This window comes from Gordonia sp. WA4-43, from assembly GCF_020520305.1.
Classification (GTDB): domain Bacteria; phylum Actinomycetota; class Actinomycetes; order Mycobacteriales; family Mycobacteriaceae; genus Gordonia; species Gordonia hongkongensis.
Map to the genome: position 1 here is coordinate 3,152,536 of NZ_CP084736.1, position 22,476 is coordinate 3,175,011.

Annotated in this window: 22 protein-coding genes; 9 read left to right on the plus strand and 13 right to left on the minus strand. The window is 67.4% G+C overall.

The annotated features are described in order from the left end of the window. The first annotated feature begins 99 nt into the window (after positions 1-99). From LEL84_RS14035 to LEL84_RS14065, 7 genes are all read left to right on the plus strand, one after another. Positions 100-903 (plus strand): SDR family NAD(P)-dependent oxidoreductase, encoded by an 804-nt coding sequence (locus LEL84_RS14035; protein WP_226511956.1) that lies wholly within the window; start codon positions 100-102, stop codon positions 901-903. Between the two features lie 79 nt (positions 904-982). Beyond that, complete coding sequence (locus LEL84_RS14040) at positions 983-2,110, plus strand: DUF5938 domain-containing protein (RefSeq protein WP_065631111.1); 1,128 nt, start codon at positions 983-985, stop codon at positions 2,108-2,110. 7 nt (positions 2,111-2,117) lie between these two features. Next, positions 2,118-3,647 (plus strand): acyl-CoA synthetase, encoded by a 1,530-nt coding sequence (locus LEL84_RS14045; RefSeq protein WP_226511957.1) that lies wholly within the window; start codon positions 2,118-2,120, stop codon positions 3,645-3,647. Between the two features lie 130 nt (positions 3,648-3,777). Continuing rightward, complete coding sequence (locus tag LEL84_RS14050) at positions 3,778-4,407, plus strand: TetR/AcrR family transcriptional regulator (RefSeq protein ID WP_226511958.1); 630 nt, start codon at positions 3,778-3,780, stop codon at positions 4,405-4,407. 90 nt (positions 4,408-4,497) lie between these two features. Continuing rightward, complete coding sequence (locus LEL84_RS14055) at positions 4,498-4,971, plus strand: MarR family winged helix-turn-helix transcriptional regulator (RefSeq protein ID WP_058252932.1); 474 nt, start codon at positions 4,498-4,500, stop codon at positions 4,969-4,971. Between the two features lie 57 nt (positions 4,972-5,028). Beyond that, positions 5,029-6,315 (plus strand): MFS transporter, encoded by a 1,287-nt coding sequence (locus LEL84_RS14060; protein WP_226511959.1) that lies wholly within the window; start codon positions 5,029-5,031, stop codon positions 6,313-6,315. A gap of 480 nt (positions 6,316-6,795) precedes the next feature. Further along, the gene (locus LEL84_RS14065) at positions 6,796-7,482 is read left to right on the plus strand and encodes an EthD domain-containing protein (RefSeq protein WP_226511960.1); all 687 of its coding nucleotides are present in this window, start codon (positions 6,796-6,798) and stop codon (positions 7,480-7,482) included. 9 nt (positions 7,483-7,491) lie between these two features. Here LEL84_RS14065 and LEL84_RS14070 read toward each other — a convergent pair whose 3' ends face one another. The 13 genes from LEL84_RS14070 to LEL84_RS14130 all read right to left on the minus strand — a co-directional run bounded on the left by LEL84_RS14070 (position 7,492) and on the right by LEL84_RS14130 (position 21,152). Next, positions 7,492-8,139 (minus strand): helix-turn-helix domain-containing protein, encoded by a 648-nt coding sequence (locus LEL84_RS14070; RefSeq protein ID WP_374100822.1) that lies wholly within the window; start codon positions 8,137-8,139, stop codon positions 7,492-7,494. 94 nt (positions 8,140-8,233) lie between these two features. Next, complete coding sequence (locus tag LEL84_RS14075) at positions 8,234-9,424, minus strand: NAD(P)/FAD-dependent oxidoreductase (RefSeq protein WP_226511961.1); 1,191 nt, start codon at positions 9,422-9,424, stop codon at positions 8,234-8,236. Then, positions 9,421-10,752 carry an FMN-binding glutamate synthase family protein gene (locus LEL84_RS14080; protein WP_226511962.1) on the minus strand — a complete coding sequence of 444 codons (1,332 nt, stop codon included), beginning with the start codon at positions 10,750-10,752 and terminating at the stop codon, positions 9,421-9,423. The genes LEL84_RS14075 and LEL84_RS14080 overlap by 4 nt, the downstream gene beginning before the upstream one ends. A 174-nt stretch (positions 10,753-10,926) precedes the next feature. After that, complete coding sequence (locus LEL84_RS14085) at positions 10,927-11,685, minus strand: protein glxC (RefSeq protein ID WP_205333787.1); 759 nt, start codon at positions 11,683-11,685, stop codon at positions 10,927-10,929. Then, on the minus strand, positions 11,673-12,569 hold the full coding sequence (locus LEL84_RS14090; RefSeq protein WP_205333786.1) for a glutamine amidotransferase: 897 nt from the start codon (positions 12,567-12,569) through the stop codon (positions 11,673-11,675). Before LEL84_RS14090 ends, LEL84_RS14085 begins: the two co-directional genes overlap by 13 nt. A 64-nt stretch (positions 12,570-12,633) precedes the next feature. Then, a complete protein-coding gene (glnT, locus tag LEL84_RS14095) occupies positions 12,634-13,992 on the minus strand; it encodes a type III glutamate--ammonia ligase (protein WP_413466865.1) in 1,359 nt (452 codons plus the stop codon). Positions 13,993-14,218: 226 nt separating this feature from the next. Then, positions 14,219-15,589: an ammonium transporter gene (locus LEL84_RS14100; protein ID WP_065631120.1), complete on the minus strand. Its 1,371-nt coding sequence runs from the start codon at positions 15,587-15,589 to the stop codon at positions 14,219-14,221. A gap of 56 nt (positions 15,590-15,645) precedes the next feature. Beyond that, entirely contained in the window at positions 15,646-16,656 is a 1,011-nt protein-coding gene (locus LEL84_RS14105) for a heme-dependent oxidative N-demethylase family protein (RefSeq protein ID WP_165629345.1), read from the minus strand. Next, positions 16,653-17,651 (minus strand): PDR/VanB family oxidoreductase, encoded by a 999-nt coding sequence (locus LEL84_RS14110; RefSeq protein WP_226511963.1) that lies wholly within the window; start codon positions 17,649-17,651, stop codon positions 16,653-16,655. The genes LEL84_RS14105 and LEL84_RS14110 overlap by 4 nt, the downstream gene beginning before the upstream one ends. Then, positions 17,648-19,180, minus strand: a complete 1,533-nt coding sequence (locus LEL84_RS14115) for a heme-dependent oxidative N-demethylase family protein (RefSeq protein ID WP_226511964.1) — start codon at positions 19,178-19,180, stop codon at positions 17,648-17,650. The genes LEL84_RS14110 and LEL84_RS14115 overlap by 4 nt, the downstream gene beginning before the upstream one ends. Continuing rightward, positions 19,177-20,178 (minus strand): PDR/VanB family oxidoreductase, encoded by a 1,002-nt coding sequence (locus tag LEL84_RS14120; protein WP_226511965.1) that lies wholly within the window; start codon positions 20,176-20,178, stop codon positions 19,177-19,179. The genes LEL84_RS14115 and LEL84_RS14120 overlap by 4 nt, the downstream gene beginning before the upstream one ends. Beyond that, positions 20,175-20,759, minus strand: coding sequence for a dimethylamine monooxygenase subunit DmmA family protein (locus tag LEL84_RS14125; protein WP_065631124.1), 585 nt, complete (start codon positions 20,757-20,759; stop codon positions 20,175-20,177). Before LEL84_RS14125 ends, LEL84_RS14120 begins: the two co-directional genes overlap by 4 nt. Positions 20,760-20,768: 9 nt before the next feature. After that, on the minus strand, positions 20,769-21,152 hold the full coding sequence (locus LEL84_RS14130) for a cupin domain-containing protein (RefSeq protein WP_058252945.1): 384 nt from the start codon (positions 21,150-21,152) through the stop codon (positions 20,769-20,771). 556 nt (positions 21,153-21,708) lie between these two features. Between LEL84_RS14130 and LEL84_RS14135 the strand changes: the two genes are divergently transcribed. Then, positions 21,709-21,999 carry a WhiB family transcriptional regulator gene (locus tag LEL84_RS14135; RefSeq protein ID WP_137809188.1) on the plus strand — a complete coding sequence of 97 codons (291 nt, stop codon included), beginning with the start codon at positions 21,709-21,711 and terminating at the stop codon, positions 21,997-21,999. 121 nt (positions 22,000-22,120) lie between these two features. Further along, on the plus strand, positions 22,121-22,453 hold the full coding sequence (locus LEL84_RS14140) for a hypothetical protein (protein WP_137809187.1): 333 nt from the start codon (positions 22,121-22,123) through the stop codon (positions 22,451-22,453). The last annotated feature ends 23 nt before the right edge of the window (positions 22,454-22,476 follow it).

The window sequence follows — 22,476 nt, forward strand, 5'->3', positions numbered from 1 at the left end:
ACTGTCAAGACTCACGCTTAGTGTGGCGTGCAGCACATGTCGTCCCGACTGTGTCTTGCTTCTCCGCCTCGGCCGAGGCGGTCTCACGGAGGTGGAACGATGACGAGTTATGACCTGACCGGGCGGACGGCACTGGTCACCGGTGGCGCGCAGGGCCTCGGTGCCGGGATGGCCGAGGCGCTCGCCGCAGCCGGCGCGTCCGTCGCGATCGGCGACGTGAACTCCGACGGCGGTCGGCAGGCGGTCGAAACGCTTCGGGCACAAGGCGCGAAGGCCGAGTTCGTCGCGCTCGACGTGACCGACGACGCAGCCTGGGAGTCGGCCGCGGCGTCGACCGTCGAGTCGCTGGGCGGGCTCGACATCGTCGTGAACAACGCCGGCATCGAGGTGACGAACCTCCTGGTCGATCTCGACGCCGCAGAGGCGTCGAAGATGCTGGAAGTCAACGTGCTCGGTACTGCCCTCGGCATCAAGCACGCGTTCCGCGCGATGCGTCCCGGCGGCATCGCGGGCAAGGGCGGAGCCGTCGTGAACATCGCATCCGTCGCTGCGACAATCGCTTTCCCCGGCATCAGCGTCTACTCCGCGACGAAGTCGGGTATCGACCGCCTCACCCGGGTGGCGGCCGCCGAATCCGGGAAGCTCGGCTACGGCGTACGCGTGAACTCGATCTATCCCGCCCTCACCCCGACCGCGATGGGCAACAAACTCGCCGTCGAGACCGCGGCCCTGGGACTGTTCGAATCCCCGGAGGCGGCTGCCCAGGCGGTCGCCGAACTGACGCCGCTGGGCCGACTCGGTCAGGTCGACGACATGGCCGACGCCGTGGTCTTCCTCGTCTCCGACGCCGCGAAGTTCATCACCGGCGCGGGCCTCCCGGTCGACGGCGGCATGGGGATGTGATCCCGCCGACGTCCACCGCCGCAACGCTTTTCCCGAACACCCGCATCGAACACCCGAACCAGACACGAGGAGTCCCACCATGCCCACTGACAAACGCGTCGTCGTCTACGGAGCGTCCGGATACACCGGCCGACTGATCTGTGAGTACCTGCGCGAGTACAACATCCCGTTCCTGGCGGCGGGGCGCGACCACGCCAGGCTGAAGAGCGCCGTCGAGGCGGTTCCGGGCATCGACACGGTCGCCTACGACATCGTCGAGGTCGAGCACACGGTCGAGGCGCTGACCGAGGCCTTCCGCGGCGCCGACGTCGTACTGAACACCGTCGGGCCCTTCGCCCGCTACGGTCACGAGGTCGTCCAGGCGTGCCTGGAGATCGGGGCCCACTACACCGACACCAACGGTGAGCAGAACTGGATGATCGATGCCGAGGCGCAGTACGGCGCCGAATTCGCCTCTCGCGAACTGGTCTTGACGCCGGGCCTGGCGCAGATGTACTCCATCGGCGAGATCGCCGCGAACATCTGCCTGGAGAACCCCGGACTGGACACCCTCGACATCCAGGTGTTCTGGAAGGGCCACCCGACCGTCGCGTCGACCAACACGATCCTCACCAATGCGGCATTCGCGAAGGCGTACTACCTCGAGGAGAACGAGTACGTCGAATGGCCGGCGGACGCGGGTCTGTACACGGTCAGCGTGCCCGGCCAGCACGACCTCGGTCTCGCTCTGCCCTGGGGCGGTACATCACACCCGGTGTGGTTCAAGAACGACCCGCGCGTGGCCACCGCAAAGGCACTCGGCGGCGTCTTCAACCGGCCACTGATGCAGGGCGTTCCGGTTCTGGTGGCCGCCGCGCTCGAACAGATGGAGGGCAAGTCCGAGGAGGAGAAGTACCGGATCATCGACGAGCAGTCGGCCGCCATCCGCAGCGAGATGCCCCCGCGTGAGAACCCGCGCCTGAACACCTCGCTGGACTCGGTCTACGCCTCCGGTCCGCTCGGCCGCGCGCACTGCGTGATCCACGGCAACTCCAACTACAAGCAGACCGCCCTGCTCAACGCGCACGCCGCGAACGAACTCCTCCAGGCCCGCCCCCGCCGTGTCGGCTTCGTCTCGAGCTGCCAGGCGTTCGGCCATCGCGAATTGCTCGGCACCCTACGCGCTTTCGGTCTGGTCCTGGACCCGATCGTCACCGTGCACCGCTGAGGACGACATGCGACTCTCGGAGTACCTCGACAAGGGCGCCTCGCTGGGGCGCGACGCGCCGTGCCTCACCGCCGGCGGGGTCACCTCGACCTACGGCGAGGTCCAGGATCGGTCCACCGCCATCGCGGGTGCATTGCAGCACAACGGGATCGAGGCCGGTGACCGGGTCGCCGTCCTCTCGGCCAACGATCCGCTGGCCCTGACATGCGTCTTCGGCATCTCGCGTGCGGGTGCTGTGTGGTGCCCGGTCAATCCGCGCAACGAGGCCGAGGAGAACCGACAGCTGTTCGATCTCCTCGGGTGTCGGCTGCTGTTCTTCCAGGCGAAGTTCACCGGCCTGATCGAGAAGATCAAAGATCAGCTCCCGCAATTGGACCGGATGATCTGTCTGGACGGCGACGTCGACTGGGCGACGCCGTTCGACGGCTGGCTCGACGAACATCGGGCCGAGCCGGACGAACGCCGACGACCAGATGGCGGTCTGTGCATGCTCGCCGGTACCGGCGGGACGACCGGCCGACCGAAGGGGGTGCGACTCACCGAGGACAACATGATGACCTCGACGGCACTGGCGTTGATGAGCTACCCGTTCGGTGAGCGCCCCCGGTACCTGGCGCTCGCCCCGCTGACCCACTCGGCGGGGGTGCTGACGTTCCCCATCCTCAGCCTCGGCGGTGAGGTCGTGATCATGCCGGCACCTGACATCGGGGACTTCCTGGCGCTGATCGAGCGGCATCGAATCACCCACGCCTTCCTCCCGCCGACGGTGATCTACGGGGTGCTCGACCATCCCGACCTCGACAGTCGGGATGTGAGCTCGCTGCGATGTCTGTGGTACGGCGCGGCGCCGATGTCGCCCACGCGGCTGGAAGAAGCACTGACGCGTATCGGACCGGTGCTCGGCCAGTTGTTCGGGCAGACGGAGGCGCCGAACATGATCGCCACCCTCGCGCCCGCCGAGCACTTCCATGACGACGGGTCGATGGCCACCGAGCGGTTCGGATCGGCCGGGCGGCCGACACCGCTGACCACGGTCGCGATCATGGCCGAGGACGGGTCGCTGCTGAGTCGCGGCGAGCGCGGGGAGATCGTCGTCCGGGGACCGCTCGTGATGGACGGGTATCACGAGAACCCCACGGCCACCGCCGAAGTGAGCGCGCACGGCTGGCATCACACCGGCGACATCGGCTACCTCGACGACGACGGCTACCTCTTCGTCGTCGACCGCGCCAAGGACATGATCATCACCGGCGGGTTCAACGTGTACTCGGCCGAGGTGGAACAGGCGTTGCTGGCCCATCCGGCGGTGAAGGACTCGGCCGTCATCGGGCTGCCCGATCCCAAATGGGGCGAACGCGTGACGGCCGCCGTCGAACTGCGTGCGGGGCACGACGCCGACACCGAGGAGCTCATCGCCTTCGTCAAGGAACGGATCGGCAGCGTCAAGGCGCCGAAGGAGATCGAGATCTGGACCGAGCTGCCGCGGTCCAAGGTCGGCAAGATCCTGAAGACCGAGGTCCGGGGCGCATTCAGCTGACCGGATCGAGGCCTCACCCGGTGCCCGCCCGGCCGGCGCCGACAAGCGTCGAACTCGGCCGGGTGGGTACACTCGGGTCTCGAACTCCATCACTCCCCGAGCAAGGGAATCCCCCGGCAAGGACCGCGAGATGACACAGGTCGTCGACCGACAGGCCCGCATCGAGGCCCGCGCACGAGACAAGTTCCAGGCCAAGCGCGACGAGCTGGCCATGGCGACTCTGACGACGCTGGCCGAACTCGGGTACGCGCGGACGAGCCTGCGCGAGATCGCGCAGAACTCCGAGTACTCGCACGGCGTGTTGCACTACTACTTCACCGACAAGCTCGACCTCATCGCCCACGCGGTCCGGCAGTACGAGGCCGTCTGCGTCACCCGCTACGACGAGGTCGTGGCCCACGCGGCGACCGCGGACCAGTTGCGCGACGAGTTCGCCGACACCTTCTTCGCAGGCATGCACTCCGAGGCAGCCATTCATCGGCTCTGGTACGACCTGCGCAACCAGAGCATGTTCGACGACTCCTTCCGCGCTGACGTCATCGAGATCGAACGCCGGCGCGAAGAGATGATCTGGCGTGTGGTGGAGAGATTCTGCGAGTTGTCGGGGACGCAGCCCGCGGTGACACCGGCGGTCGCCTACATCGCGCTCGACGGCATCTTCCAGCGCGGACTGCTCAGCGAGATCGACGGCCGGCCAGACGGCGTCGCGACCGCCCGCGAGGACCTGATCGCCTTCTTCGGAGTCGTGGGGCACCACTGACCGTCTGACGAGTGGAGCCGCACGTTCGTGCGCAGCATCACAGCCCCCTGCCCTAATACTTCGAATCCCTAAGTATTAGACTCTCTAAACGTGTCCGCTTCCGACCCCGCCCAGCTCGCCCAGACCCTGCGGCCGACGATCACCAGGCTCTACCTGGCCCTTCGCCGTCGCGCACCGTCGGTCGAGCTGACCGCGGCGCAGACGTCCGCCCTGAGCGTCCTCGCCGATCACGGGCCGATGCGGATGGGTGAATTCGCCACCCGCGAATCCATCCGCATGCCGACAGCGACGTCGGTGATCGACGGACTCACCAAGCACGACCTGGTCGAACGCAGACCTGATCCAGACGACCGCCGAGCCGTGCTCGTCGGCCTCACCGACCACGGGCGCACCCTCGTGCGACAGATCCGCGAGGAGCGGGACGTCATCCTGACCGGTGCGCTCGCCGCACTCGACGATCAGCAGCGCGAAGCCATCGCCGCGGCCGGGCCGGCCCTGCAGGCCCTGCGCGACCAGCTCGACAATCACCCGGTATCGCACCCCGCCCGCCCGGCGAGTGCGTGAGCGGCCCGGTCGCGGTTCGACACCGCCGGCCGTCCGCCTGATCTGGCAGAGGAATTCATGACCGTCACCGAACACACCCCGGGCGACACCGCCGCGGTTGCGCGCGACACCACCGCAACCGAACCGTCGATGCTCGCCTCCCTGCGTGCCCAACCGCGCGCCGTGTGGATCACCGCCTTCGCCGCCGTCATCGCCTTCATGGGCATCGGCCTCGTCGATCCGATCCTGCACAGCATCGCCGAAGCGCTGAACGCCCCACCGGAGAAGCTCACGCTCCTGTTCGGTGTCTACGTCGGCGTCCAGTGCGTCGCGATGCTGCTGACCGGTTGGGCCGCATACCGTTTCGGGCCGCGACGCACACTCACCGTCGGGCTGGGACTCATCGTCGTCGCCGCCGGCGTCTCGGCCTTCGCCGACAATATCGACCAGCTCATCGCCTACCGGGTGATCTGGGGTCTCGGCAACGCGTTGTTCCTCGCCACCGCACTGGCTTTCATCGTCCAATCGGCGGTCGGCAACCGCAACAGCGCCATCATGATGTACGAGGCCGCCCTGGGCATCGGACTGGCCGTCGGACCGCTCCTGGGTGCGACGCTCGGTGAATGGACCTGGCGCGCACCGTTTGCCGGTACCGCCCTGCTGATGCTGGCCGGAGCCATCCTGTGCGCGTTCATGCTTCCCGCCGACGGACCGCGGTCCGAACGAGTGCGGGTCCGGATCGTCGACCCGATCAAGGTCCTACGCAACCGCACCCTGTTCGTCACGTCCGTGGGTTCTGCCTTCTACACCGGCGCCCTCTTCACCGTGATCGCCTGGGCTCCGATCGCGATGGGCCTGCGACCCATCTACGCCGGACTCGTCTTCTTCGGCTGGGGTCTGCTCACCGCGGTCGCCGGAGTCTTCGTCGCGCCGCTGCTCGCGCGGGTCGTCGGTGAGAAGGCCGGTGTCATGGTTGCCATCTCGACATACGGACTCGTCATGGTTCTGGCCGGGATCGGCACGTTCACCGGACAGATCTGGCTGATCGGCCTGGCCGTCATCCTCTCGGGCTTCCCCTCGGGCGTGCTCAACACCCTCTTCACCGACGTCGCGATGTCGGCCGTCGGCGGCGACACCCCGCGCTCGGTCTCGAGTGCCGGGTTCAGCTTCCTCCGCTGGATGGGCGCCGCGATCGCGGCCGTGCTAGTCGCCTACCTCGCCAAGTGGACCGGCTCGGAGGCGACACCGTGGTGGTTCGCCACCGGATACTGCGTCGTGGCCCTCGGCGCGGTGTCGTTGGCCAAGGTCGCCCACGACCGCAAGGTCGCCGACGACGCCGCACTCATCGGCGCCGAGGAGTTCTGAGGTTCGCGCACACGCGGCTTCACGCTCCCTGAGCACAGGCGCAAGGAGCACGGCCCCCTCCCGCTCCCCGAGGTGCGACGAGCGCGACGCCTCCGCTCCCTGAGGAGCGGCCGGACGGCCGTCGTGGACCACCGAGCGAACCCTCCTGGGCGCCCGAATTCTATGCTCCCTGAGGTGCGAGCGAAGCGAGCCACGAAGGGCTCCGCAACGTGTCTCACCAGGCCCTTCGTGGCTCGTCGCTATCGCTCCTCGCACCTCAGGGAGCAGGGGGCTGTCGCTTGCGCTCCTCACAGCTCAGGGAGCAGGGGGCTGTCGCTTGCGCTCCTCACAGCTCAGGGAGCAGGGGGCTGTCGCTTGCGCTCCTCACAGCTCAGGGAGCAGGGGGCTGTCGCTTGCGCTCCCCACAGCTCAGGGAGCAAAAGCGCGGATGGATCTGCGAATCGGCGACCGGCGCGCGGAACGACCGGTACCGTCCGCGGGATGACGAGTTCCAAGGTGATCGTCGCCATCCGGGGCGACGGGCCGAGCCGCACCGACGCCGACGTCCTCGTCGAGCGCTGTGCGGAAGCGGGGGCAACGCGCGTGCAGGTCAACCCCAGCGACGACGCGGTCTCCGGGGCCATGCGCATCGATGAACTCGACCCGCCGATCGGCGCCGTGCTGTCGTTCTGGGCGCCCGACCCCGGGCCCGTCCTCGCCGTCGTCGACGACGGACTCGACGGTCCGATCGCCGCCTGGGCGGTCACCGACCGAGCGCCGCTCAATCCGAACCTGCCCGCCGACGGGACGCGGATCGACGCGCTGTCCAACGTCGCGTTCTTAAGGCGACCCGACGAACTCGACCGCGACGAGTGGCTTCGTCGGTGGCTCGACGACCACACCCAGGTCGCCATCGACACCCAGGCCACGTTCGGTTACGTCCAGAACATCGTCGAACGACCGTTGACCGAGGACACCCCGCCGGTCGCGGCCATCGTCGAGGAACTGTTCCCGATGGCGGCGGTCAGCGACATCCACGCGTTCTACGGCAGCGGCGGTGATCAGCGGGAACTCGAGCGTCGGATGACGCTGATGCTCGAGAGCGTGTCCCGCTTCGGCGCGGACCGCCACCTCGACGTGGTGCCGACCTCGCGCTACGACTTCGACCTGAGCCGGCCACGAACCTGAATCGGGCTGTCACACGGCCGAATCCGGGAACGCGATCACGGACAGGAAGCGCACCGGCAGCTCGACGAGTTCGACGGGTCCATGCGCGCCCTCGCCGTCGAGCTGTAGCGAGTCGCCCGGGTGCATCCGGTACACCGAGCGACTGTGGGCGTAATCCATCACGCCCTCGAGGACGTACAGGAACTCGGTTCCCGCATGCTGGAACAACGGCTGGGTCACCGACTTCTCCGTCAAGGTGACGAGGAGACATTCCAGGCGTTTGTGCTCACCGCGCAGCGACCCGAGCAGCTCGTACTCGTGACCCTCCCGAGACCCCTCGCGCACGATCTCCGAGCCCTCGCCCGCTTTGACGAACACCGCCGACCGCTCCATCTCGGCGCCGCGGAACAGCGAGGTGACCGACACGTCGAAGCCGTTGGCCAGGCGGGCGAGCGTGCTGAGACTGCACGAGGTCTGGGCGTTCTCGATCTTCGACAGCATCGCCTTGGAGATGCCGACGCGAGTGGCCATGTCTCCCACCGACAGTCCCTGCTGACGTCGCAGGCGCCGCACGTTGTGCGCGATCGCCGTCTCGAGCTCCAGCTCCTCGACCGACTGGTCGACAGGTCTCTCTCGCGCGGTGCCGGACTGATTCCGGATCAATGGGTCGTCCGTCACGCCGCCAGCATAGTGAGAAACAACGTTTCCTGACAGTTGACACACGATTCCACCCCTGTCGACGGCCACGGCCTCGGATCATCCAGCGCCCCGGTCAGCGCATCTCGCCGGCTCCCACATACGGGAAGCGCGTCGTCAGCAGGTCGCCTTCGGCGAACCGCGTGAACCGGAAGTCCGACTCCGGGATACGCGGGTCCGCGCTGCGCCCGTCGACGACGAGGTCGGCGATCAACCGGCCGACCGCCGGCGAGATCTTGAACCCATGGCCGCTGAACCCGGCCGCCAGGACGAGCCCGTCCAGCGGCCCGCGGGAGATGATCGGATTCCAGTCGGGTGTGACGTCGTAGCACCCGGCGTAGCTCGTGGTGATGGCCGGATCGGTGAACCCGGGGAACCGGGTGCCGACCTTGTCGACGGTGAGGTCGATGAAGTCCGAGTCCGCGCGGTTCCGGTAGTCGTCGGGATTAGCTATGTCGAGCGCCGCGAGATCGCTGTTGCCGAACAGGATCTCGCCCCGGACGTCCGGTCGAACGTACTGCAGCGACACCAGATCGGAGAAGACCGGCACCTCGCCGAGGTCCTCACCGGGGTGAATCATCACGATCTGTTCGCGGTGCACCTCGATCGGGATGTCGACCCCGTAGGGCGCGAGGAACGGTTTGGACCAGACACCGGTGGCAACGACCACGGTGTCCGCGGAGATCGTCGAACCGTCCGCGAGTCGGACTCCCGTCACCCGGTCGGCGTCGACGATCAGGCCGGTGACGTTGGTGCCCTGACGAATTCGGATTCCCGATGCCCGCGCCGAGGCCGCGAAGGCCTGCGCGGTCTGATACGCGTCGCCGTACCCACCGCGCTCTTCCCAACCGAAGGCTGCGAAGGGTTCGAGGTCGGCGGTCGGCCACATCGCGGCGACGTCGGCGGCGTCGATCTCCTCGGTCTGCACGCCGACCGCACGTTGCGCCGCGAGGCTCTTCCGCATGTTCTCGACATTGGGCTCGCCGACGCCGACGACATACCCGGTCTGACGGAATCCGATGTCGGCGCCGAAGATCTCCTCCGCCTTCTCGAAAACCTCGAGTCCGACCGCGGCCATCGCCGCCAGCGAACCGACGCCGTAGTGGCAGCGCACGATGCCCGACGACTTGCCCGTCATCCCGCCGCCGACGGTGTCCCGCTCGCAGACGATCACATCGGTGATGCCGCGTTGTCCCAACGCCCAGGCGGCCGCCGCGCCCTCGAGGCCGCCACCGACGATGACGACCGAGGCGGTCTCGGTGCTCACAGGCCGGCCCCCGGAATCCAGTTCGTCCCGGCGAGCGGAACGCGGGCCATCGCCGACGCCTCGATCGAGATGGCGACGAGGTCTTCCGGTTCCAGGTGCTGCAGGTGCGCCTTGCCGCACGCACGGGCGATCGTCTGGGCCTCCATCGTCATCACGCGCAAGAAGTTCGCCAGGCGCTTTCCGCCGAGGACAGGGTCGAAACGCGCCGACAGTTCCGGGTCCTGCGTGCTGATGCCCGCGGGATCACGCCCGTCCTGGAAATCGTCGTAGAATCCGGCGGCCGATCCCAGTGCCTCGTACTCCGCGGCGTATCGGGGATCGTTGTCGCCCAACGCGATCAGCGCTGCGGTGCCGATGGCGACGGCGTCGGCACCGAGGGCCATCGCCTTCGCGACATCGGCCCCGTTGCGGATTCCGCCCGACACGATGAGTTGGACCTCCCTGTGAACGCCCAACTCCTGCAGGGCCTGCACCGCCTGCGGGATGGCAGCGAGGGTCGGGATGCCGACGTGTTCGATGAAGACGTCCTGGGTCGCCGCCGTTCCGCCCTGCATGCCGTCGACCACGACGACGTCGGCGCCGGAATGCACCGCGAGTTTCACGTCGTAATACGTGCGCGTGGCGCCGACCTTCACATAGATCGGCTTCTCCCAGTCGGTGATCTCGCGCAACTCGTTGATCTTGATCGCCAGGTCGTCCGGTCCGGTCCAGTCGGGGTGACGGCACGCGCTGCGCTGGTCGATTCCCTGCGGCAGGGTACGCATGCCCGCCACACGCTCGGATATCTTCTGTCCCAGCAGCATTCCCCCGCCGCCCGGTTTGGCACCCTGGCCGAGCACGATCTCGATCGCGTCGGCCTTGCGCAGGTCGTCGGGGTTCATCCCGTATCGCGACGGAAGGTATTGGTAGACGAGGTGTTTGGACTGACCCCGCTCTTCGGGCGTCATCCCGCCGTCACCGGTGGTGGTGGAGGTACCGACCTCCGAGGCCCCGCGCCCCAGCGCTTCCTTCGCCCCGGCCGACAGCGCGCCGAAGCTCATCCCGGCGATCGTCACCGGGGTGGAGAGATGCAACGGGTACTTCGCATTTCGCGAGCCCAGGACGATATCGGTGTCGCAGCGCTCGCGATAACCCTCGAGGGGGTAGCGGGACATCGACGCGCCGAGGAACAGCAGATCGTCGAAGTGCGGCAGCTTGCGCTTGGCGCCCCAGCCACGGATGTCGTAGATGCCGGTCTCGGCCGCGCGTTGGATCGCGGCGATGGTGGTGCGGTCGAACGTGGCCGACTCGCGCAGGCCGCGCTGTTCGACGCTCAGGTTGTCGGTCATGGTGGTTCTCTTTCGTCGTGTGGTCGTGCGGCGTTGCGGCCCTTCGTGGCTCGTCGCTAACGCTCCTCGCACCTCAGGGAGCAGGTGGTCGGCCGCGCTATCGCTCCTCGCACCTCAGGGAGCAGGGGTTGCGCCTCCGCAAGCTCCGGGCGCTCCTCAGGGAGCGGAGGAGGGTCAGTACGCGGAGGTGTTGTCGACCTTGAAGTGGTAGAGCTCGCGGGCGGAGCCGTAGCGGGTGTAGTCGCGGGGGTCGTCGTCGCCGAAACCGGCGGCCTTGAGCAACCCGGCCAGTTCCTCGAGGTGCTCGGCGCGCATCGGTTTGGCGATGCAATCGGCACCCAGCGAGGCGACCTCGCCGCGCACGTAGATGCGGGTCTCGTAGATCGAGTCGCCGAGACCGTCGCCGGCGTCGCCGCGGACGACCAAGCGGCCCGCCTGAGCCATGAAAGCGCTGTTGTGCCCGACGTTTCCGCCGACGACGATGTCGACGCCCTTCATCGAGATGCCGCAGCGTGCCGCGGCATCGCCCTCGACGACGAGGAGTCCACCGTGCGCGGTGGCGCCGGCCGACTGCGAGGCGTTGCCCTTCACGATCACACTGCCGCTCATCATGTTCTCGGCGACGCCGGTGCCGGCGTTGCCGTTGATCGTGACCTCGGCCTGCTGGTTCATGCCCGCGGCGTAGTAGCCGACGTGGCCGTTGATCGTGATCTTCACCGGCAGGTTGACTCCCGCGGCGACGCTGTGGGCTCCGGCCGGGTTGTCGATGACGATCTCGCCGGAGATGTCCCCGTGCAGCATCGAATTGATCTCGCGCAACGGGGTTTCGGCGAGGTCGAAGGTGTGATTGGGGTTCATCGTCTCAGCTTTCGCCGTGTCGTTCGAGGCGGGAACGGGAGGGGTGGAGGGAAACTCGGCGGTCATCGAGTCCATGCGTAGACGACCTCCGGCTCGGGCTCCCAGATGCGGGCGTTCTCCACGCCGGGCAGTTTGGCCAGTGCGCGGTACTCACTCGCCATCGCCACCCAGTCGTCGGTCTCGGCGATCACGGCCGGTTTGCATGCGATGGCATCGCGGACCACCGCGAACGAATCGCGATTCGACACCAGCAACGTGTAGAAACCGTCGAAGTTCGCGCAGACCTCTTTCAGTGCTGTTTCCACGTCCTTGCCCGCCGCAAGCTGGTGTGCGACGAAGCGCGCCCCCACCTCCGTGTCGTTCTCACTGTCGAACTCCACTCCGGCAGCACGCAGTTCACGCCGGATGGTCGCGTGATTCGCAAACGAACCGTTGTGGACCAGGCACTGTTCGGGGCCGACCGCAAACGGATGTGCGCCCGAGGAGGTGACCGCCGATTCGGTCGCCATCCGGGTGTGCCCGACGCCCTGCCATCCCGACGCCGCGGCCAGGCCCCAGGATTCGGTCAGGTCACGGGGTGCGCCGACGCCCTTGAGGACAGTCAGGTCCGACCCGAAACCGGCCACCAGGGCCTGCGGGTATGCGGCCCGGGCGGCGGCCAGCAGCTCCTCGGCCGGCGCGGGGGCGGAGGCCACCAGCGTCACGTCGATCGTCTGTGCGGCGACCGGCACGCCGAGGGCCGCACCCAGCGTCGTGGACACCTCGTCGGGAAGAACGTCGAGTTCGAGGAGGGAGATGCAGCCGTGTCCGGGCGGTGCCCACGTGGGGTTGCCGTAGACGGCGATACCCGCCGAATCCGCGCCACGGTCTTGCATCTCGCCGAGCATCCCGGCGAGCATCTCGCCCAACCGGGGGTGAAGGTCAGGGTTGCGCAGGTGCAGCCCGACGATTCCGCACATGATCAGTTCCTTACGTCGATCGATGAATCTCGTTGAGAGATCTTGTGTTCTGGGGGAAGGACGGTCAGAACGCCGTCAGGTACTTGTCGACCTCCCACGGCGTGACCGCCGCGTGCCAGTCGAAGAACTCGGCCCGTTTGAGTCCGGCGAAGTATGCCGAGACCCGCTGCTCGTCCTCGGGCCAGTCCTCGGGAAGCGCGGCGTCGAGCGTGCCGGCGACGACCCCGTCGGCCTCCAGCGCCTCCACCGCGTGCAGGAGGGTGAGCGGGAGTTCGGCGATGTGGCCGGGGCAGTTGCCGACGGCGCCCGGGTCCAGACTCCGCTTGATGCCGTCGAGTCCCGCACCGAGCAGCGCGGCGACGGCCAGGTACGGATTCGCCGACCCGTCACCGCCACGGAGCTCCACGCGCTGCTCATCGGGCACCCGGATGTAGTGGGTGCGGTCGTTGCCGCCATAGGTCGCCCGCCGCGGAGCCCAGGACGCACCCGAGCGCGTCGCCGTCGCACCGGTTCGCTTGTAGGAGTTGACCGTCGGTGCGATCACGGCTTGGAGCGCGGGTGCGTGTTCCAGAATCCCACCGATGAACCCGTACGCCGTCTCCGACAACCCCAGTCCTCGCTCGTCGTCGGTGACCTGCGGGAACACCGGGTCGCCCGCCTGCGTAAGGGACAGGTGGAAGTGCAGACCCGACCCGGTGCGCTCTGCGAAGGGTTTCGGCATGAAGGTCGCGATCATGCCCTTCTCCGCAGCCAGGGCGGAGAGCAGGTACCGGAGCGTGACGACGCGGTCGGCGGTCGTGAGCGCGTCGGAGTAGGCGAAGTTCTGCTCGAACTGGCCGTTCCCGTCCTCGTGGTCGTTGGCGTAGTTGCTCCAGCCGAGTTGGTTCATCGCGGTGGACACGGTGGTGAGGTGGTCGTACATCCGGGTGAGACCGCGGACGTCGTAGCACGGCTGGTCGGAATCATCGGCGGCGTCGGCGGTCACCAGCGAGCCGTCGGCGGCCCGTTTCAGGAGGAAGTACTCGACCTCGGCCCCGACCCACGGCTCGAAACCCGCGTCCGCGGTCTGCGCGATGAGCGCCTTGAGGATGTTCCGGGGCGCGAACGGCCACGGCTTGCCCTCGACATGGGGATCACACTGGACGACCGCGAGGCCCTCCTTGATGAACGGGATGGGCAGGAAGGACCGGACATCGGGGATCGCGATGAGATCGGGATCCTTCGGCTCCTGGCCGATAGCCCCGACCGCATATCCGGCGAAACCTACGCCCTCGGTGGCCAATTCGTCCACCGCTTCCACCGGCATCAGTTTGGCGCAGGGCTTGCCGCGGAGGTCGACGAACATCGCGAGGATGAACTTAATGCCGTGCGTCGCGCAGAGATCGGCGAGTTCGCCGGTCGTTGTCTCGGTGGTTGTCATCATGTGCTCCGGGGTCGACTCTAAGGGCTTTCGTTCCGCATGTCCACTCGCGTGAACCATTGTCTACTATTAGTAGACCTGGTGGATGTTTCGTCCCTGTTTCGACTCCGTGAGCGGTGGGTGTCAATCTGTCCGGCAACGTTTTCCACGTCCTCGGACGCACAGCGCTCGGGGGCCCACCGTCGAACGGTGAACCCCCGAGCAGTTGCCAACCGATGACCGGTATGGATCAGACCCCGGCCGGTGGCGCCGAGGCCGGAGTCGACGGCGGCATCGCCTCCTCCACCTTGTCCGCGGCGCGGGCCGGCGACATGGTCGCGAGTCCGCCGGCGTGACCGACCGAGGCGGCGGGGATCTCGTACGCCGTCTCCGCGTGGACCGCGGTGTCGAGGCCGACCATCTCGGTCTCCTCGTCGACGCGCATGCCGATGAGCTTGTCGAGTCCCTTGGCGATCAGCCAGGTCATCACGAACGAGTACGTGCAGGTGATGACGATGCCGGCGAGCTCACGCCAGACGATGTCCACCGGACCGCCGAACAAGATCCCCTGGACACCGGCCGGCGCGGCCTCGGTGGCGAAGAGCACGATGCAGATGGTTCCGACGATCCCGCCGATGCCGTGCACGGCGAAGGCATCCAGCGTCTCGTCGATCTTGAGCTTGCTCTTGAAGCTCAGCAGGAACGCCACGACCGCCGCGGCGAAGATGCCCACGAGCAGCGCACCGAGCGGTGCCATGCTGCTGGCCGCGGGGGTGATCCCGACGAGGCCCGCGACGGTGCCGGTGATCATGCCGAGCGAGGTGACGTGCCCCTCGCGCCACTTCTCGATGATCGCGAACCCGATCATGCCCGCCGAACCGGCCAGCAGTGTGTTCAGGATGACGGCCTGCGCGAGGAAGTTGGCGCCGAGCGCGCAACTGCCGTTGAACCCGAACCAGCCGAAGAACAGGATGCCGCCGCCCATGATCGTCATCGGCACGTTGTGCGGGCGCTCCATCCGCCGCTTGCGCGCACCGAGCACCACCGCGAGGGCAAGGGCCGCGACACCGGCATTCATGTGGACGGCGGTGCCGCCTGCGTAGTCGACGATCTCGAGATCGTTCAGCAGGAAACCGCCGCTGTAGTTGTCGTCGACGTCGGCCGCGAAGACCCAGTGGGCGACCGGGAAGTACACCACGATGAGCCAGATCGGCGCGAAGACCAGCCACGCCGAGAACTTCATCCGGCCCGCCGCGCCGCTGGCGACGATCGCGATCGTGATGGCCGCGAACAGGATGAACCAGGCTGCGAAGTAGAGCGTCTGGGTGGCGCCGGAAGCGTCGTCGGTGAGCCAGTTGGTCAGGCCGATGTAGTCGGTCGGGTTGCCGATGAGGCCCCACCCGCCCACCGACGGACCGGACACCAGGCCGTGCCCGATCACGACGTACAGGACCGCCGTGATCGCCAGGGTGGACATGACCATCGTCATGATGTTGAGGACGTTCTTCGATCCGACCATGCCTCCGTAGAAGAAGGCCAGGCCCGGGAACATCAGCAGGACGAAGACGAAGGCCGCCAGCATCCATGCCAGGTCGGCATTGGCGGCGAGTATGGGTTCCATGAGCGATCTTTCGGTTCTGGGACTCTACGAGAAGTCGGGTGTTACGGGACCAGGGCTCACGGGCGACTTTGACCGCGGAGGTATGCGACGACGTTGTCGCGATAGTCGAGAAAACCCTTGTAGGCGGCGATGTCCTCGCCGAGCGTCTCGATGACGGTCGCCAATTGACCGGCCCACTCGGGTATGCGCTTCACGTCCTCGAGCGAGGCCATGAATGTCCGGATATTGAACGTCACCGCACCCGACATCGGCAACCGGACGAAGTGTTCCAGCTCGATGCGCAGTCGCGCGCGACCGAAATCGCCGTCGGCGATCATGCCCGCGACGTCGGCCGCCCACTCCGGCAGCTCCTCGAGGCTGACGTCGAGTTTGTGGGAGTCCGACGCCGACAGCGTCCAGTTCACCCTGCGGTACACCTGGTCTGCGGGTAGCCTCCGCAGGAACTGTTCGGCGCGGGCGACGATGCCTTCGCGGAGCATGCGGGGAACGGGCGCGTGGATCTCGTACATGTCCATCCCGACGTCGAAGGACACCGACCACGCGGCGGCGAAGGTGACCACGCCGGCGTCGAAGTACAGGTGCCCGTCGCGTTCGGTGACGAGCAGCAGGTCGTCGGGTACCTCACGCGCCAGGAATTCCATGGGGCCGTAGGGAAGGGTGGCCGGATCACCCAGGACGAACTCCTGATCCGTACCCAGAAGCCGGTTGCACCAACGGAATCGACCGTCAGCGTGTTCGGTGAGCTCCATCGCCGCGGGGTAGGCGTGACCGAGATCGCGCAGGTAGTACAACAGCAGATCCCAGGAGGCCAGTTCCATCCCCGGGCGCACACGGACGCGTGTCGGATCGGCGTCGAGGATCCGCCGTCGCTCGGCCATGATCTCCGGATACTCGGCGCCGCCGAGATCGACGAGGTGCCTGCCCCATTCGCCGGCCCGGGTCGGACGCGGGATGCGTGCCGGTTCGACGTTCACGCTGTAGGAGAACTCCTCCATTTCGTCCGGAAACGGCCACGGCAGGTTCGCCAGGTGGTCGACCCGACGGGTCGGGAACGATTCGATGCTCACAGGTCCACCTCGATGTCCTGACCGCGCGAGACACAACACAGCATGGCGTCGCCCACGGTCTTCTCGTCGTCGGTCAGTACGAAGTCGCGGTGCTCGATTCGGCCGCTTCGCACCGGGATTCGGCATTCGCCGCACACGCCTTGGCGGCACAGACTCGGCACCGGGACGCCGTTGTCGAGCAACCGCTGCAGCAGCGACACACCCGGTGGCACGTCGATGCGGAGGCCCGAAGACGCCACCGTCACGGTGAAGGGATCGCCGGGATCCTGTTCGGGGGCGGTGAAACGTTCGAGATGTACTCGCGCGCTGGGCCATCCGGCGTCCTCCGCGAGCCGCGTGTACGCCTCCAGGAGTGACGTGGGACCACAGGCATAGGCGTGCGTTCCGAGCGGCTGCGCCCGCAATCGCTCAGCGATCACCCGCATGGTGGCCGCGGCCCCGGACACCTCCTGCAGCGTCACGGAGGGTTGCATGGCGAGCGCCCGCAGGTCCTCGGTGTGCGCACCGCATCCACGCCGATAGGAGTAGACGATGTCGGCCCGACGCCCGTCCCGAGCGAGGGCACGGGCGTGCGACAGCACCGGAGTGACCCCGATTCCGCCCGCGATCAGCAATGCGCCGCGCTGATCGAGCACCGGCGGGAACATCGAACGCGGACCCTCGATCTCGATGACGGCGTCGACGACGAGGTTGTCGTGCAACCAATCCGAACCACCGCCCGCACCACGTCGCAACACCGAGATGCCGTAGCTGGTCGGGTACATCCCGTCGTCGACGAGCGAGTAGGCATTCCGCTGTCCGCCGGCCGAGATGATGAGATGGCTGCCCGGCTGGTACGCGGTCAGGACCGCGTGGGCGTCGTCGACGGGGCCGAACCGGAAATGCGTGACCTCGTCGGTGAGTTGTCGCACGGACATGACACGCATCGGTCGCGGACCGGTGGCATAGGCCGGATGAAGGTGGGCCGGGTACTGCCCTACGGCGACCGCGGTCATTCGTCGCCGCCGACCGCAGAGGCCAGGAAGCTGCCCATCACCGGTGAATGGTGTTCGTGCACCTCGAGATCCCGAGCGCAACCGGGGCACGCGACGACGCCGCCGACAACGGCCTCGGCGCGAAAGGTCTCGCGGCAATGCGCGCAGTAGAGCGGTAGGTCGCGGGTGTGCGTGACATAGCACGACAGTTCGGCCGCCACCGCCCCCGCGTTACGCGCCATGGCGAGTGCCGTCATGACGTCGTACTGCCCGCCGGTGACCAGGACTCGGGTACCGGTGCGGCACTCGTCCAGAGCAGACTGCAACGCCGATCTGTCGACCGCGTCGCCCAGTGAGTCCAGGACCACCAACCGCGTCCCTCCGGCGGCCTCGGCGGCCGCCACCCAGTTCCGTGACACGTGCGCGGCTGCCGGATCGTCGCCGATCGCCACCACGAGGAACGCCGCCCCGGTGGTGTCGACGGCCGGGGGCGAGGCGGGCCACCGCGGCATGCCGGCCCCGGTGGTCTCCTGCGTCGCCGGTGCGGCCGCGCGCAGCCACTGCGCCGCACGATCCCGGAACTTGATGATGCCCTTGTAATCGGCCATGTCGCCGGGCAATTCGGCCAACACCTCCGCGGTGCGTCGGCGCCAGACCTCGACGGTGGCGAGTTGCGCGAGCGGAAGCATGTACGTCCGGATGAGGAACATCACCGCACCCGAATCCGGCAGCCGGATGAGGTGTTGCACTTCGACGCGGAGGTGTACCCGCCTGCCGAACTCGTCGTCGGGGACCTGTTGGATGACCTCCCGGTCCGGTCCCCACTTGTGATAGATCTCGGTCGAGACGTCGAGCCTGCGGTCGATCGTCAACGTCCAGTTGGTTCGTCGATACGGCTGATGAGGTTGGAGGCGCTTGAGGAACTCGTGCGCACGGGTGATGACGCCTTCGGGGTGGATGCGCGGCACCGGTCCGTGGATCTCGAGGAAGCTCATCCCGACGTCGAACCCGAAACTCCAATCGGCGGCGAAGGTGACGACCCCGGCATCGACGTGGAGTTGCCCATTGCGCTGATCCAGAAGGGCGATGTCCTCCTGGACCTGAGAGCTGATGTAGCGCAACGGTTCCTCGGGAAGTGACGCCGGGTCACCGTATCGGAAGTGTTGCTCGATCCCGAGGATTTCGTTGTGCCACAACCAGGTGTCGGGTCCGGTCGACGCGAGCCGGAACCCGGGACAGGTCGCGGCGAGCTCGCCCATGACGGTCAACATCGCGTCCCACGCGGCCGGGACCATATGCGGCAACACAGCATGGCGGGTGGGATCGGCGGCCAGGATCACCGCGCGCTGATCGATCTCGGTGCGGTACTCCGAATCGATGTCGACAACCGACGTCCCCCACTCGCCGGCCGCCGTGGTCACCGGGGTCCGGGCCGGCTCGACATTCGTGCTGTAACGATAGCGGTCCTCGGGGAACGGGAACGGGAAGCCCGCGACGAGATCTGGCGCGACCGTCGTCGTCGCTCCGCCCGGGTCGAGAGTGTCTGTCACAGGGGAACCTCCAGGGTGCTGGCGGCCGAAGCGCGCGAGACGCACGGCATGATGGCGTTGCCCGCGTCCTTCTCCTCGGGGGTGAGGTAGAGATCGCGGTGGACCGGGATACCGCCGGCGAGCGGGATGCGGCACTCACCGCACACGCCTTGCCGGCAGAGATTCGGCACGACGATGCCCTCGTTCTCGAGAGCCTCGAGCATGCTCGTCCCCGCCGGTACATCGACCGTCCGCCCGGAAGCGGTCAGCTCCACACGGAAGGGGTCGCCGGCGTCGAGAGCGTCGATCCCGAACCGCTCGAGATGAATCCGCGATTCCGGCCAACCGGCGTCCACCGCCGCAGCAGTGACCGCGTCGATCATCGCCGCCGGACCGCATACGTACAGGTGGGTACCGATCGGCTGGGTACGCAGGGTCTGTGCGAGTCGATCGGCGAAAGAGTGCCGGTCGGTGAACAGTTCGGCACGGGGTCCGGCGAGTGCGGTGACCTCGTCGAGGTGGGCGGCCGCCGAATCACGGAAGACATACAGCAGTTGCACATCCCGGCGCCAGCGAGCCGCCGACCGAAGGTGGGACATCATCGGCGTGATCCCGATTCCGCCGGCGATCAGGAGATGTTTACGCGCCCGGGCGACCGGAGCGAACGCGCTGCGCGGCAACCCCACCGACACCGTTGCGCCGACCTCGAGTTCGTCGTGCAACCAACGCGATCCGCCCTTGCCGTCATCGAGTCGGAGCACCGAGATCGAGTAGTGCAACGGATGCGCGCCGTCGCCGGTCAGGCTGTAGGCGTTGGTGAAGGCACCCCCGTGCACGACGACGTGACTGCCCGGGATGTAACCGGGCAGCACGTTGCCGCCGGGGTCGGAAAAGGTGATCGCGCGGATGTCTCGGGCGGGGGCGTCGACAGCCGTGACGACGAGTTCCAGCGTCGTCGCGCCGGCTCCGGGACGCACGACGGACTCGGGGCTGCTCATCTCGGCCACTCCGGTGTTCATGAGGGATCCTTCGTGAGGGTGGGTACCTCGCCTGGTCCGGTTCCCGGACAGGCCGACTGGGCGGTCTCGGCGTCGGCCATGAAACCCAGATATTGTCCGGTTCGACGCGAGACATGGTGGTACACGCGCAGGTCGCGACGGCAACCGACGCACCCGACGATGTCATCGACGGCCGCGGCCGCGCGGGTGACCGATCGGCAGTGTGCGCAGAAGATCTGCACGACGGACTGCGGCGCGGAAGTCAGCGGCACGACGGCGATCTCGTCGTCCTCGAGTCCGGCACCGAGCGCGACCGCGCGCAGTGTCAGTGCCGATCCCGGCTCCGCCGCTATCCAGACTCGCACGCCGACAACGGCTTCGCCGAGGGTGCTGCCGAGCTGGGCGGCGACCGAGTCGGTATCCCCGTGGATACGCGTGGTGGCACGTGGAGGTAGTGATGACTCCCAGCGAGCCAGGGTTTCGGCGACATTCCCGACACCGACCAGGACGTACGAGTTGCCGGTCGGCGCGGGCGTCGTCGCCTCGATCGGTACGCCGGGACGTGCCCACGTCGGCACGCTGGAGAAGTCGATCTGCGACATGGCAGCGACTCAGAGGAGGGTGGCGTCGCGCAACCCGGTGTAGAAGGCGAGCGCGTAGTCGGGGGTGCTGAAGTAGATCTTGGACCCCTTCGGGAAGAAGATCGCGTCCTTGGCCTTGGCCACGGTCTTCTGCCCGGTCTCCTTGTTCTCCAGGAGGAACTCGCCTTCGAGCACGACCTTCATCTCGTCGTATTCGTACTCGTAGTACAGCGGTTCGTCGGTGTGGCGCAGCTCGAAGTACCCGCTGCACATCGGGCTTCCGTCCGGGTTCTCGTAGACGTCGCCGATGAAGCCCTCGGTGCCCGGGTACTCCGCCTCGGGCATCTTCGGCAGATCCTCGTATCCGCCGCTGGTCACGCGGAACTCCAGGGCCTTGGCACTCTCGATGGTCACGATGCTCCTTCACAGGTTCGATCTGGGCGTACTCGCGGGCGGCGGTACGTCGACGACATCCGGGGTCCGCGGCCCAATCGCCGCGACTCCCCGTAGTGGACTTTGTCCCCTGTTATGAAACAAGCGTCGTGTTTCGTAGGTGTGACGGCGCTGTAATGGCGTGCTACGGAACCGGCCCGTCCCGTGCAGGGCGATCGGACGGGCACGCAGGCATCGAGCCGCTGGTGCTCACCGTTTCGGCCCCTGGTCGGTCGGGTACCGCGGTCGGCAAGCCGGTTCCGCCGCATGCGAGCGACCCGGCCCAGGCGCCCGGTTGAGAACCCAGCCGGGCGCCGTCTCATGTCTCCACTCCGCGGGCCTGCCAGGCACGACTGCGACAGCGCGGCAACGTGATTCACGATCGGTGTTGCACCTTCGACCAGACTCTGACAACATACGTTCTCAGTTTGATCGGAGGGATCAATGGGCCATCGGCGTCAGTGGGTGACGGTTGCCGGCGCAACCAGCACGACAGGTTGTGGACGAAGTGCGCGTCGGTGTCGGCGAGGTGCCTGACATGCGACCCACGTGTACCTCGAACCCGGACGCCTGGTTCCCGGAGCAGGCCGCCGGTGCCCGGAGCCTGGCCAATCGGCACGCTGTCGACGGGTGCGTCCGCTGTCCGATCCGTTCGCGCTGCGCCCGCCTCGCCCTGGACGATCCGACTCACCTGACCGGGATCTGGGCGGGTGTCTACGTGCCGCCGCCGGGCAACCAGCACCGGGCCCGTACCCATGCACTGAATCGACTGCAATCCATCGGCTTTCCGCACGCACACCCGAACGAAGAGCACCGGACGACGGCCTGACCCGACGATGCGGTGGCACTCGCACACGACATCCGGGTGCGGCGACTACCTGAGAGGTAGTGGCTCTCACGACGTCTGACGCCGACACTGGGATCACGACGATCCGCAGAGGAGGTGTCCGATGACCGACCGACCGACCGCCGTCGGCAGAAGACCCGCTGCTCTCCTCGCGCCCACGGGCTCGAGTCCGCGGTGGCTGACCGCGGTCATGCGGTGCGACCGCGCCCTGTCCTCGTGGTTCATCGGGGCGGGCTTCTTCTTCGCGCCGCTCTTGTTGATCCTCGACCCGTGGCCTGCCGCTGTCGTGATCGCCTGGGTGACGATCTCGATGTCCGGGCTGTGGCTCGGTCTGCTCGGCGCCTTCATGGCCGCCGGCTTGGCGCAGGTGCTGCGCGCCGGCGACGAGATCCCCGACGAGTTCTGGTCCGGTCTGCTGGATTACCGGACCCGGTGAGCCGGCCGGGCCGACGGTCGAGC

What these genes read in the sequence shown, in the direction of transcription:
- LEL84_RS14035 (WP_226511956.1), top strand. Translation starts at nt 100, where the DNA reads ATGACGAGTTATGACCTGACCGGGCGGACGGCACTGGTCACCGGTGGC.
- LEL84_RS14040 (WP_065631111.1), top strand. Translation starts at nt 983, where the DNA reads ATGCCCACTGACAAACGCGTCGTCGTCTACGGAGCGTCCGGATACACC.
- LEL84_RS14045 (WP_226511957.1), top strand. Translation starts at nt 2,118, where the DNA reads ATGCGACTCTCGGAGTACCTCGACAAGGGCGCCTCGCTGGGGCGCGAC.
- LEL84_RS14050 (WP_226511958.1), top strand. Translation starts at nt 3,778, where the DNA reads ATGACACAGGTCGTCGACCGACAGGCCCGCATCGAGGCCCGCGCACGA.
- LEL84_RS14060 (WP_226511959.1), top strand. Translation starts at nt 5,029, where the DNA reads ATGACCGTCACCGAACACACCCCGGGCGACACCGCCGCGGTTGCGCGC.
- LEL84_RS14065 (WP_226511960.1), top strand. Translation starts at nt 6,796, where the DNA reads ATGACGAGTTCCAAGGTGATCGTCGCCATCCGGGGCGACGGGCCGAGC.
- LEL84_RS14080 (WP_226511962.1), bottom strand. Translation starts at nt 10,752, where the DNA reads ATGACCGACAACCTGAGCGTCGAACAGCGCGGCCTGCGCGAGTCGGCC.
- LEL84_RS14085 (WP_205333787.1), bottom strand. Translation starts at nt 11,685, where the DNA reads ATGGACTCGATGACCGCCGAGTTTCCCTCCACCCCTCCCGTTCCCGCC.
- LEL84_RS14090 (WP_205333786.1), bottom strand. Translation starts at nt 12,569, where the DNA reads ATGTGCGGAATCGTCGGGCTGCACCTGCGCAACCCTGACCTTCACCCC.
- glnT (WP_413466865.1), bottom strand. Translation starts at nt 13,992, where the DNA reads ATGATGACAACCACCGAGACAACGACCGGCGAACTCGCCGATCTCTGC.
- LEL84_RS14100 (WP_065631120.1), bottom strand. Translation starts at nt 15,589, where the DNA reads ATGGAACCCATACTCGCCGCCAATGCCGACCTGGCATGGATGCTGGCG.
- LEL84_RS14110 (WP_226511963.1), bottom strand. Translation starts at nt 17,651, where the DNA reads ATGACCGCGGTCGCCGTAGGGCAGTACCCGGCCCACCTTCATCCGGCC.
- LEL84_RS14120 (WP_226511965.1), bottom strand. Translation starts at nt 20,178, where the DNA reads ATGAACACCGGAGTGGCCGAGATGAGCAGCCCCGAGTCCGTCGTGCGT.
- LEL84_RS14125 (WP_065631124.1), bottom strand. Translation starts at nt 20,759, where the DNA reads ATGTCGCAGATCGACTTCTCCAGCGTGCCGACGTGGGCACGTCCCGGC.
- LEL84_RS14135 (WP_137809188.1), top strand. Translation starts at nt 21,709, where the DNA reads ATGCGACCCACGTGTACCTCGAACCCGGACGCCTGGTTCCCGGAGCAG.
- LEL84_RS14140 (WP_137809187.1), top strand. Translation starts at nt 22,121, where the DNA reads ATGACCGACCGACCGACCGCCGTCGGCAGAAGACCCGCTGCTCTCCTC.